Annotated in this window: 6 protein-coding genes and 1 CRISPR repeat array; of the genes, 1 reads left to right on the top strand and 5 read right to left on the bottom strand. The window is 34.4% G+C overall.

Translation table 11 applies throughout. The annotated features are described in order from the left end of the window. Positions 1 to 423: 423 nt before the first annotated feature. The 5 genes from N4A45_06085 to N4A45_06065 form a co-directional block, all read right to left on the bottom strand. Positions 424 to 954, bottom strand: a complete 531-nt coding sequence (locus N4A45_06085) for a hypothetical protein (protein ID MCT4664785.1) — start codon at positions 952 to 954, stop codon at positions 424 to 426. A 9-nt stretch (positions 955 to 963) separates the two neighbouring features. Further along, on the bottom strand, positions 964 to 4,113 hold the full coding sequence (gene cas13b, locus N4A45_06080) for a type VI-B CRISPR-associated RNA-guided ribonuclease Cas13b (GenBank protein MCT4664784.1): 3,150 nt from the start codon (positions 4,111 to 4,113) through the stop codon (positions 964 to 966). Positions 4,114 to 4,279: 166 nt separating this feature from the next. Further along, a CRISPR array of direct repeats spans positions 4,280 to 4,831; the repeat unit is 23 nt; unit sequence GTTGTGTTTCCACTTCAAATATA. A gap of 130 nt (positions 4,832 to 4,961) precedes the next feature. Further along, the gene (locus N4A45_06075) at positions 4,962 to 8,387 is read right to left on the bottom strand and encodes a methylmalonyl-CoA mutase family protein (protein ID MCT4664783.1); all 3,426 of its coding nucleotides are present in this window, start codon (positions 8,385 to 8,387) and stop codon (positions 4,962 to 4,964) included. A 234-nt stretch (positions 8,388 to 8,621) separates the two neighbouring features. Beyond that, on the bottom strand, positions 8,622 to 9,182 hold the full coding sequence (locus tag N4A45_06070; GenBank protein MCT4664782.1) for an RloB family protein: 561 nt from the start codon (positions 9,180 to 9,182) through the stop codon (positions 8,622 to 8,624). Then, positions 9,163 to 10,437: an ATP-binding protein gene (locus N4A45_06065; GenBank protein ID MCT4664781.1), complete on the bottom strand. Its 1,275-nt coding sequence runs from the start codon at positions 10,435 to 10,437 to the stop codon at positions 9,163 to 9,165. Before N4A45_06065 ends, N4A45_06070 begins: the two co-directional genes overlap by 20 nt. A gap of 390 nt (positions 10,438 to 10,827) precedes the next feature. Here N4A45_06065 and N4A45_06060 point away from each other — a divergent pair, with 390 nt between their 5' ends. Continuing rightward, positions 10,828 to 12,264: a glyceraldehyde-3-phosphate dehydrogenase gene (locus N4A45_06060; protein ID MCT4664780.1), complete on the top strand. Its 1,437-nt coding sequence runs from the start codon at positions 10,828 to 10,830 to the stop codon at positions 12,262 to 12,264. Positions 12,265 to 12,554 lie beyond the last annotated feature (290 nt).

The following is a 12,554-nucleotide window of genomic DNA, read 5'->3' as shown; positions in this document are numbered from 1 at the left end:
TCCCCCTTCAAAGGGGGATTTTAATTTCAGGCTTGTTCTGACTTTTCGGGAGGGTTAAGGAGATGTAATGACCAGTTCGAAAGTCGAATTGCATTTTTTTAATTTTCTTTTCGAGGGTGCTTACATGCAAATCCCCCTTTGAAGGGGGAAGGGGGGATGTTACACAAAGTGAACACCACCTATAAAAAGAAACTAAAGAAATGCTATCCGATTATTAAACAAGATGCAACATCCCCCTTCCCCCCTTCAAAGGGGGATTTTAATTTCAGGCTTGTCCCGATTTATCGGGAGGGAAGGGGGAGTTCCTATCAGTTTGATAGTCGAATTACATTTTTTGTCCGAGATTGTTACATTGAGAATATCCCACCACCCGAATTTTCGGGACAAACTACTCAAAAGAAAGCTTATCTTTCTCGAAAGATTTTAATACAACTCATCTATCAAAAGCACATAAAATCGATAAAAAGGAAAGAAAATCTTTTCTTTATTGGCAAAATGTAGGCTGTGGCGGGTGTTCAATTGCCAATTATTATCCTCAAAGCTTAACTCAATCATGGGCTCAAGCGGAAAATCATTCATTAAGTCCTCGATCCCAGATTCTACCAGTAATTCTTGGATTCTTTTTGCAAAAACTTCGTTTTTACACAGTATTTGCAATCGGTTTTTGTCTTTAGAAAACCAAGAAGAAAATAGACTTTTTGTTTTTACTGAGAACGCATAAATCCCTGGTGTATTGGATAAATTACACATTCCCTCAGAGAGATTTGTACTTCCAAATGCTTGTTTGAATTCAATTTTTAAATCCTTGTATTCTTTCTGAAAATAATAGGTTTTTGTGAAGACTCTTCCTGCACCACCGCCAATAAAATCTCCCGCAAAATCATCTCCAACCACTTTTAAACGGATTCGGTTTTGATTACAGATTTCTTGATAATATTGTTCTATTGCTGACATGGGTGTTTTCTATTTCAAATTAATTAACCAATTGCAAATCTTCTCTGTTACTTTTAAATAATAAGTACTAAAAGTTTCTTTTTCGTCTTTTTTATATAATTTATTGCTTTGTTCAAAATAAGCTTTGTTTGGTAGCTGATTATGAGCAAATCTATTTCTTATTTCAATAAGAATTTTAATTAAGATTTCATCTCTTATTAAAGTATTGCTTTTAAGTGAATTAGTTTCCTCTGAATTGTAGCTTTTTATATTCTTGCTGTTGATGTATTCATACACTTCTTTTTTAAAATTAGGCTCGGTTTCCATCTTTTTTTTAGCCCCATCCAAATGACAAGAAAATATTTTTTTCTCAAGCTTAAAAATTTGATAAAACATCTCCTCAAACCTAACTTTTTCATAATCCGCTAATTCTTGATCTAATTCCTCTCTGGTTATTGATTTGTCTTGATAGGTTGCTAGCGTCTTTACTCTGCTATCTCTTTCTAACCTTTTGTATTTCCGAAGGTCTTTTAAAGCACATTTAATTTTGAGTTTCCCATCAACTAGACTAACAGTGATTTTTTTAGCAAGAATAGACTTACCTTTTCCTCTCGCGTTAACTTCCTTTTCTTCTTTGGTGTAGAATGTTTCCGCTAGTTTTAAATGCTCGCTATTATGTTCTTTTTTAATAATCTCCAATAAAATAGCATCTTGCCTTTGAATTTCTCTAATTCTTTTCTCGTTTTTATAGATGGCTCCTTTGGCAAGATATTGTGGAGTTCCTTGTTTAGGTTTTCCACAAACGTCGGATATAGAATTGGTTTCTTGAGTAAGTTCTACCTTATTTCTTTCATCAGGAAATGGGTAAATCCTCGTAAAATCATAGAATTTCTGTTTGCTTTTTAGTGCCTCTTGAGTAAAGGTGAAGAATTTATTTTTTGAAACAAAATCTTTTCCATTTCCCGCAGTAGGATGTTTGTCATCAAAAATTCCTCTATCTAAAAATACGGGATGCGATTTTACATTTTTTAAATAGTCCTTTTTGTCGGCATAATAAATTCGTTTTGGAAAAGCATCAAAAATAGGATGATCAATCGTAATATTATCTATATCATACTTTAGAAGCTTTGTTAGGTATTTATTCTTCTGTTTTTCATAATTTTTTAGAAACTCAAACAAATCCTTAGCTTGAAAATTAAAAATAGGAAACAAAGTGCTTAACTCATTATGAATTTCCAAAACCTCCTTGCAATATCCTGCCAATTCATTGCGGTATCTATCATAGAACGCAAAATACCTTTGCAATTCTGCAATCTGCCAACCTTTCCAGTCCTTACGGGCATCTTTTCTTGTAAATCGACGGATATCTTTGGTAAGTAAAACGGCTACTTTACCTTTTTCTACATTAGTTAAGCCTTTTTCCTCTGCTTGGATTATCTTATTGTCAGAATAGTCTTTCCTAATTTTATCTATGATTGAATGATTTTCATTCAGTTCAATCTTAATGCGATTTACCAGTTTATCTTTTAAAAATACCTGATCTCCCTTTTGAAAACCACGCATTTTTTTTGAATTAAGCTGCTCTTCAGTGAGAATATTGTCTTTTTTATGTTGGATTTTGTTCTTTAAAATATCATGAATTATCTTCTCTGATTTTTTCTTAACGAGAACATAATAAAGCAATTGTGGAAGTTCATTGAGACTTAAATAAAAACATGCTTTTCTTTTAAATTGCTCGAGTTTTAACTCTTCTAATAATTCTGATTTAGGTGGGCGTTTTCTTTTTTTAGGTTTACTATCTGTTTCTTCCTCTAATCCTGAAACCCAAACCGCTATATTGTTTTTATGAAACTGATAATGAGCATTGGGATAAGGTCTCCAACCCAAAGAATCCTCTATATCTTTATTTTCAAAGTATTGATCTTTGATTCTTTGTACTTCTGATAATTTCTCAAAAACAAACAATTTTTCATCAATTACTCTATCCGTTGAAAAATAATCATTTTCCTTGTTTGTTTTATCATGACGATAAACGCCTACATTCACTTGAAAACGAATTTTGTCTTTAAAAACAAACTCATCCAAATACCTGATGGCATAATAGGCAAATCTATCTCGATATCTTACTCTGGTAATATCGTGTTCAATTTCGAACTCAGAGATACTTTTCACATTTTTATTGCTTTGCTCTACCTCATAGCGATTGGTAGCTTCAAAAAATTCATATTGATCTTCACTACTTAGATGCTCATAAATCTCCTTTGGACATTTGCTAAATTCTTCCGCTATTTGCAATAGTAAAGCATCCTTTGAAAATGCACTATTGAGCATGCTTTTAGGTTGTCTAAAACAATACTGCCCCAACGCCCATTGGGTAAATGCATAGGGTAATTTATGATTTGCTTTGTAATATTTGGTATGACTCAAAAGGTATTGAAACTCCCTTTTGGATAGTCCAAAGGAAACAAAGAGTAAAAAAGCATCGGCTTTAAGAAAACCATCTTCAAATTTTGCCTTTCTGAGAATAAGAGTTTTATCCTCTTTTTCTTCTATATATCTTCTTTTTAAATGGTTAAATACAAAGTTGTATTCGTCTTCTTTACGAATCGGATCTTTGTTTTTCTTTTCTAGCCTTTCATTAGCTTCGATTAGAATTTCATTGAAATCTTCTTTATATTTATCTCTAAAAAATTCTATTTGTTCTTTGCTTTGTTTTCTTTGATGACAAGTATGAAGAATTGCTTTTATAAACAGGTCGTCCAATATTGGAGTAATAAGTTCCAATGCTTTTTGGAACTCTTCACATTCTACTTTTAAAACCCTGTGATAATGAGAGCTGTAATTTCTATACTCGTTAGAAATTTTGTTAATGGCATTTATTATTTTCCAAAATTCCTCGTGATCTTCTTTCTTTTTGGGCAAATAAGAAACAAAGGGGAAGAAATAAGAAAGTTTATTGATAAATCGCTCCCAATCTGTTAAAGAAAAATTGATTGACTTATCCTTGATGCCTCTTAAATCTTCAGGGTATTGAGTGTTTATAGGTAGTTGAAATTCCTGAGCGATGGACGACCAAGCCATCTCCCAATTATGTCGGAAATTATTAAATATTCCAGCATAAAAGTGCTTACTCTCTGTTTCTTCAAACAGATAAGTATTTGTGTTTTTTTGTTCTTGCATATTATTGATTATCTATAATTGTATCTGTACTAATTTAGTGCTTTTTTATTGATTTTCAAGATTCAGTTAATAATAATTCATACTTGCTTTTCCCCATTTTTTTAATCCTATTTACGTAAAAAAACATCCTAGAAGTCTTATTTCCTCTAGGATGTTGTTCGTTTGGGTTGTGTTTCCACTGCAAATATAGGGTATTCACAACCGTTGATGAAAGTCTAAAGATTAAAAACCAGTTGTGTTTCCACTGCAAATATAGGGTATTCACAACATTCCTTTGAGAATAACAAGTGCTATCAACGTTGTGTTTCCACTGCAAATATAGGGTATTCACAACCGATACGCATTTCTTAAAAGCTCGAATAAAGTTGTGTTTCCACTTCAAATATAGGTTATTCACAACGGGATAAATACAAATCAGACACTTGCTACAGTTGTGTTTCCACTTCAAATATAGGGTATTCACAACGTCAGATTTTACAAGAATAGTCTTCAGTAAGTTGTGTTTCCACTTCAAATATAGGGTATTCACAACAAGGGGTATAAAGATATTTATGATTTGAAAGTTGTGTTTCCACTTCAAATATAGGGTATTCACAACCACCTTGACGTGTCAAACTGTCCAAATCTTGTTGTGTTTCCACTTCAAATATAAGGTATTCACAACACACACCAGCAACACAAAATATAAGAAAATAGTTGTGTTTCCGCTTCAAATATTAGGCATTCGCAATATTTCAATCAAAGCCAAGCAGGATGTTTACGTTGTATAACATCCCCCTTCCCTTCCGAAAAATCAGAACAAGCTATTCGAAAGGGGGATTATTATTAACTACAATCCCCCAAAAAAACTACATATTCCTCCTATACTGTCCTCCTACTTGGAAGAGCGCCGAGGTAATTTGTCCGATAGAACAGGTTTTTGCTGCTTCCATGATTTCGGCAAAGATATTTTGGTTGTTTACAGCGGCTTCTTGTAGTTTGGCAATATTTTCTTCTAGGTGGTTTCCTCCAGCTTGGTGAAGTTCTTTAAGCATTTCTATTTGGTATTGCTTTTCCTCTTCGGTAGCACGGATAACTTCAGCAGGAATCACCGTTGGCGATCCTTTAGAACTCAAGAAGGTGTTTACCCCAATGATTGGGAACTCACCCGTATGTTTTAGGGTTTCGTAATACAGACTTTCTTCCTGTATTTTCGATCTTTGGTACATGGTTTCCATCGCACCCAAAACCCCACCACGCTCGGTAATACGGTCAAATTCTGTTAGTACCGCTTCTTCTACCAAGTCCGTTAATTCTTCTATGATAAAAGCCCCTTGGATTGGGTTTTCATTTTTCGCAAGACCCAATTCTCTATTGATAATCAACTGGATAGCCATAGCTCTACGCACCGATTCCTCCGTAGGGGTAGTAATGGCTTCATCGTAAGCATTGGTATGTAATGAGTTACAGTTATCATAAATCGCATACAAAGCTTGAAGCGTGGTTCGGATATCATTAAAATCAATCTCTTGAGCATGAAGCGAACGCCCCGAAGTTTGGATATGATATTTCAACATTTGAGCTCTTGGGCTGGCTCCGTATTTCTTCGCTAAAGCCTTAGACCAAATTCTTCTGGCTACCCGACCGATAACGGCATATTCTGGATCAATACCGTTGGAGAAAAAGAAAGATAAATTCGGTCCAAATTTATTGATATCCATTCCTCTACTGAGGTAGTATTCTACATAAGTAAATCCGTTGGCAAGGGTAAATGCCAATTGCGTAATAGGATTGGCACCTGCTTCGGCAATATGGTAACCCGAAATAGAAACCGAATAGAAATTTCTTACATTATTCTCAATAAAATACTCCTGCACATCTCCCATTAAACGAAGGGCAAATTCCGTAGAGAAAATACAGGTATTTTGGGCTTGATCTTCTTTGAGGATATCCGCCTGAACCGTACCTCTTACCTGTGCTAAGGTTCTTATTTTGATCTCTTGATACACCTCTGCTGGTAATACCTGATCTCCCGTAACACCTAGAAGCATCAATCCCAATCCATCATTACCTTCAGGTAAATCACCTTGATATCTTGGTCTTGCTACACCCAATTCTTGGTAAATGGCTTCTATTTTGGCTTCCACCTCACTTTCTAGTCCATTTTCTTTGATATAAAGCTCACATTGTTGATCAATAGCAGCATTCATAAAGAAACCAAGCATCATAGGTGCTGGTCCGTTGATGGTCATAGAAACCGAAGTCTTCGGATCTGCCAAATCAATCCCAGAATAGAGTTTTTTGGCATCATCCAAACAACAGATAGAAACCCCTGCATTTCCTATTTTTCCATAAATATCAGGACGTAAATCGGGGTCGTTTCCATAAAGCGTTACCGAGTCAAAAGCGGTAGAAAGACGCTTGGCAGGCATTCCAAGACTCACATAGTGAAAACGTCTATTGGTACGTTCTGGTCCACCTTCTCCTGCAAACATTCTTGTAGGATCTTCTCCCTGTCTTTTGAAAGGGTAAAGCCCCGAAGTATAAGGGAATTCTCCAGGTACATTTTCTTGTAAAATCCATTGAAGAATATCTCCCCAAGCTTGGTATTTTGGTAAGGCTACCTTTGGAATATCCAACTGAGAAAGAGATTTTGAAGAAGTTTTGATATTAATCTCCTTATCTCTAACCTTAAAAGTATAAACCGGATTTTTATATTTCATCACCTTTTCTCCCCAAGAAATAATCACTTCCCAGTTGTGAGGATTGAGGTTCATTTTATTTTTATCAAATTCTTTGATGAGCAAATCCACCAAAGTTTTATTGTCTTCCGAAAGAGCCGTAGTGTCCAGTTCCAATCCATGAGCTGAAAGTGTTGGCTCGGTACCCGAAACGGTAGCAATGGTCTTATAAATTCCATAAAGTTTTTGAGCCACTTCCACTTCGGTTTTTGCCCAAGAATCATAAGAACGGTTATTTTCTGCAATTTCAGAAAGATAACGAGTTCTGGCAGGAGGGATTACAAAAGTTTTTTCAGACATTTCCTTAGAAATCTCAAAAGAAGAAGCAAAAACACCTTCCGTTTTTTCATTCAGTTTGGTCATAATAGCCTTATAGAGACTATTCATTCCAGGATCATTGAATTGAGAAGCAATCGTTCCAAAAACAGGCAAATCGTCTTGGTTTACATCCCAAAGACCTAAGTTTCGCATATATTGCTTTTTTACATCACGAAGTGCATCCAGCGCCCCACGCTTATCAAACTTGTTGATCGCTACTAGGTCTGCAAAATCAAGCATATCGATTTTTTCCAACTGGGTTGCCGCTCCAAACTCGGGTGTCATCACATAAAGTGAAGTATCCGAATGTTCCAAAATCTCCGTATCGGATTGTCCAATACCCGAAGTTTCTAGGATAATAAGATCGTATTGTGCCGCCTTGAGAATCTCAACAGCTTCTTGAACGTATTTTGAAAGTGCCAAATTACTTTGACGAGTTGCCAAAGAACGCATATAAACCCTAGGATCGTTGATGGCATTCATACGGATTCTATCACCCAAAAGTGCTCCTCCTGTCTTTCTTTTCGAAGGATCTACGGAGATTAAAGCAATTTGTTTCTCTGGGAAATCCAATATAAATCTACGAACCAATTCGTCCACCAAAGAAGATTTTCCAGCTCCACCCGTACCTGTTATTCCAAGTACTGGTGTGGTTGATGAAGCATTCAGTTTATGAACCGTTTTCATCAAATCTTCTGCATTTTCAGGAAAGTTTTCTGCCGTAGAAATCGCACGAGCAATGGCGTTTACATCCTTCTCTTGGATTTTTTCTATCCCACCATTGAGTATTTTACCTACAGGAAAGTCCGATTTTTCTACCAAATCATTAATCATACCTTGCAATCCCATTTCTCTACCATCATCGGGCGAGTAGATTCGGCAAATTCCGTAATCCATCAGCTCCTTGATTTCCGAAGGAAGGATTACACCGCCTCCACCACCAAAAACCTTGATATGTCCAGCTCCTTTTTCTTGGAGTAAATCATACATATACTTGAAATATTCGTTGTGTCCACCTTGGTAAGAAGTCATCGCAATGGCTTGCACATCTTCCTGAATAGCGGTATTTACCACCTCTTCAACACTTCTATCGTGTCCAAGATGAATGACTTCTACTCCAGTAGATTGAATAATTCTTCTCATAACATTAATGGCTGCATCATGCCCATCGAATAGGGAAGCAGCTGTTACGATTCTTACTTTGTTTTTTGGTTTATATGGAGTCTGTTCTTGCATAGTATTTTAATTCAAAAATCCATGCGAAAATACGACATTTTCAAGACATTAAAAAATTTTGATTTAAGGAGGTTTATTAAACTAATTTTGGGATAAAGAAAGCTTTAATTTTAAGAGTCAAAGCAATTCGGAAATCTTTGTGGTATTGAGTTTAAATGGGTATTTTGAAAATTATATTGCAAACGATTTTTAGGTGATTATCATTGCTAGCTTTTAGGTTATTATGAGCCTTGATTAATTTGTACTTATTCTTTTTTCAGATAAGATTTCGATTATTCTATAAATAGTAGATGATGGATTTGAATGCGCTTTTAGTTTTTTTGCTTTCAAAATTGCTTGCTTTTGATTATTCTGCAAGATTTTCGCCATCTGTTCTGTGAGCTTTCCTTTCTTGTAATTCTTCCAGTTTTTTTCTAATTTCTTAATAGCATTGGAAGTTGAAATGTGTGCATTTTGAGCTTCACAGTGTAGTAAAAACCAAAATTCTATACAAGGATTACTTACTAACAAAATGGCATCTTTTACTTTTAGAAGTTTTTCTAACATTTTGGGAACATCAATATCATAGAGTAAGAATACTTTATCTTTATTCTTTAGATACAATCCTTTCTCTTGAATGATATCAACAACTTTTCTTGTATTTATTTGATTTCCTTCTATTTTTTCTTTTATTTCGATAGGGATATGTCTGAATTGTTTTTTCAAAATTTTGATATATTCCTTTTCTGTATCACCTTCACAAAACACAAAATATGTTGGGTTCATGGATCTCGCTTTATTCTTTTTTCTTGCCATTATTTGATATTTTATCTATTAATGATTCTTCTAAATCTATTATAGGTACCGCATCAAAACGTCCTTGAAGGTATCCTTTTTCTGGGTTCATATTGTCTCTGAAGTCTTTAAAATCAATTAAAGAATAGAGTTCGGTACTTCCTGATTCATTTTTGTGAACAAAATTTATTTGATCTTTTCTCAATAAATCTAAGTCCAAAAGATTTGTATTGTGCGTTGTGAAAATTAGTTGGCTTTGTTTTGATTTGTGTAACAACTGGATAATAAATTCCACAATTTTAGAGTGAAGGCTATCTTCAATTTCATCAATAAGTAATATCTTGTTATTCTGAATAATATCAATGATGCTTAAAAGAATAAAAAATAATTTTTTCGTTCCCTGAGACTCTTCAGTATTGAAATCAAAAGAAATAGATGGGTTCGATTTGTGAAAAGTACTTATTTTTAGATGTTCTTCTATACCAAAATCTACCTTTGGTTTTTGAATATCCTCTAAGGGGTCAAAAGTAAATCTTGTATTGGGAACCAACTCTTTATGAATGATGATATCGACAATGTCGCTGTCTGCGATTCTCAAACCCTCCAATAAAAATTTTTTATTATTGTGAAACAATTGCTCAACCGAAGAAGCATTATAACCTTGATAGCCGAGAATAAATGTTGAATGAAAAAAATGAAAAATTTGTTTTGGAATTTCCCGATCCATTTGACTTGCACGGGAGATAAATAGATTCTTTTTTGAAGTGTTTATCGCAACATCCATTGGGCGTTTAATGACGCTAGCGAAGTTGTAAATATCATTTTTCTTACCTGACTTCAACTCATTTCTCTCAAAAATTTTTGCTTTTCTACCTTTAGGGTAATAGTATAATTTTTCAGAAATAATTTGTGTTTTGGATAAGGAAAAAGAATAATCAAATTCTACTTCATCAATCATAAAACACATTTGAAACTCACTGGGCTGACTTTCTTTTTGAAATTTAAACACCTCATAGTCAAAAAATGTATTTTCATTAAAATTATGAGAGCTGAAAACATACCCGCAGCATTGCCTAATTGCTTTTATAACATTTGATTTACCTGAAGCATTCGCACCATAAATTACCGCCGTTTTAAGGATATTGTGTTTTTGTTTTTTGACAATATTATTTGATAATTTTTGAGCTCTTTCCCCTCGGATATTTGCAGCCTGCATATCTAACACAACCTCGTCTTTAATCGAGTAAAAGTTTTTTAAACGTATGTATAGTATCATTAGGGTTCGTTTTATGTAGTAAAGCTACAAATTTTATTGATAAATCAAATATTATTCAACTTTAATCAGTAGTCAGTAAAAAATTATTCTTTAAAAAAATATGGGGGCGTTCTTTCTTGGATGATATTTTTGTTTTCTTATTTAAACTTACCCTAAGTTACAAGTTGTTCTAAAATGCTGTAATCGGTATAAAAATCTAACCTTTTGTTTGATTTTTTAGAGATTTCTGTCGAAAATTGAGATATGATATTCCAAAAAATAGGTCAAAAGCTTCAATTACTCCAATAATAGATTCAAATTCAACAACTTTTTACCCCTAAAATTTGCGGAACTTTTGTACTTTTGCCCCATGTTTATTCAAGGGAATCATTCCCTAAAAAAAATATCAAAATGAGCATCTTAAATTACGAAGAAGAACTAATTCAACGTGTAAAAGAAGAAAAAGCGGCTGTAGAGCTTATCAAAATCGTTAGCGATCTTTGGCTTGACCGTCAAGTAGAATTGGTTATGTTCAGAAAAAGACTTTTGGACCAAAAAATGAGCGAAATCTTGAGTCTTTTCGACTATGCAAAGGATTTTGTAAAAAAACCAATTAATGTATTTGATGCTTTAACAGCAGCAAGAATAATAGAAAATGGAAACTATGGTGCTGCCAAAATAGACTTAGGTCATTTGGTATTCAACTGTGAAGACAAATCTAATATTGAAGCCCATGTAGTCAATGCATTAAAAGACTTCTCATCTGATACAGCATCAGAAATGGAATCTAAAGATGTTGTTCTTTACGGTTTTGGAAGAATCGGTCGTTTATTAGCTCGTGAACTTATCACACAAGCAGGAAAAGGTGATCAATTGAGACTTAGAGCGATCGTGGTAAGAAGAGACGACGATGCCGAGATCACGAAAAGAGCTTCTTTACTTAGAACAGACTCAGTTCATGGAGAATTCCCAGGGACAGTTGTAGAAGATTTCCAAAACAAAGCATTGATCATCAACGGACATCACGTGTTGCTAATCAAAGCAAACAACCCTGAGGATATCGATTATACAGCTTATGGAATCAACAATGCTTTAGTATTAGACAATACTGGAGTGTTTACAGATAAAGAAGCTTTGAGCAGACATCTTCAAGCAAAAGGAACTTCTAAAGTAATCCTTACAGCTCCAGGTAAAGAAATTCCAAATATCGTTTTTGGAGCGAATCACTTGGATTATAAACCAGAAGATCATGATATCTTCTCTGCAGCTTCTTGTACTACAAATGCCATTACACCAATGCTAAAAGTAGTCAGTGAGAACTTTGGAGTAGAAAAAGGACATATAGAAACAGTACATGCTTATACAAACGACCAAAACTTGGTTGACAATATGCATAAGAAAAACCGTAGAGGTAGAGCTGCTGCATTAAATATGGTAATTACTTCTACAGGTGCAGGAAAAGCGGTTGTTAAAGTAATTCCTTCATTAGAGGGGAAACTTACTGCGAATGCCGTTCGTGTTCCTACACCAGATGGTTCTTTGGCAATTCTAAATCTTAATTTAGATAAAGCAACAAACCTTGATGAGTTTAATGAAACAATGAGAAAAGCGGCCTTGGAAGGAGCCCTTGTTGAGCAAATAGAATACAATACATCAAAAGAGCTTGTATCTTGTGATATTGTAGGAAATGCTGCGGCTTCTATCTATGATAGCAATGCGACTCATGTTTCTACAGATGGAAAATCTGTTGTAATCTACGCTTGGTATGATAATGAGTATGGTTACTCAAGACAAGTAATGAGACTTGCAAAATATGTTTCTAACGTAAGAAGAAAGACGAATTACTAAATAGTTATTATTCTTTAAAATATAAACCCCATTAACAGATCTGTTAATGGGGTTTTTTAGTGTTATGTATTAAAGAAAATGATTAGATCATTTGCGGTATTAATTTACACACTGGTATAAACCTTCCCAACTTTTCGTGAGGGAAAGGGGGATGGTGCATCTTGTTTCATAATCGAATAACATTTTTATCGTTTCTTTTTCGGAGGTGTTTACTTTGTGAACATCCCTTTTTCCTCCCGAAAAATCGGGACAAGCTCTTCACAAGGGGGCTTATGACAGTGTGTAAATTA

The sequence above is a fragment of the Flavobacteriales bacterium genome (assembly GCA_025210805.1).
Lineage (GTDB): Bacteria > Bacteroidota > Bacteroidia > Flavobacteriales > CAJXXR01 > JAOAQX01.
The sequence above is the reverse complement of the archived record's forward strand: the minus strand, read 5'-3'. Positions and strand labels throughout refer to the sequence as shown.

Excerpts from the sequence above, each read along its gene's own strand:
- N4A45_06085 (MCT4664785.1), bottom strand. The coding sequence starts at position 954 with ATGTCAGCAATAGAACAATATTATCAAGAAATCTGTAATCAAAACCGA.
- cas13b (MCT4664784.1), bottom strand. The coding sequence starts at position 4,113 with ATGCAAGAACAAAAAAACACAAATACTTATCTGTTTGAAGAAACAGAG.
- N4A45_06075 (MCT4664783.1), bottom strand. The coding sequence starts at position 8,387 with ATGCAAGAACAGACTCCATATAAACCAAAAAACAAAGTAAGAATCGTA.
- N4A45_06070 (MCT4664782.1), bottom strand. The coding sequence starts at position 9,182 with ATGGCAAGAAAAAAGAATAAAGCGAGATCCATGAACCCAACATATTTT.
- N4A45_06065 (MCT4664781.1), bottom strand. The coding sequence starts at position 10,437 with ATGATACTATACATACGTTTAAAAAACTTTTACTCGATTAAAGACGAG.
- N4A45_06060 (MCT4664780.1), top strand. The coding sequence starts at position 10,828 with ATGAGCATCTTAAATTACGAAGAAGAACTAATTCAACGTGTAAAAGAA.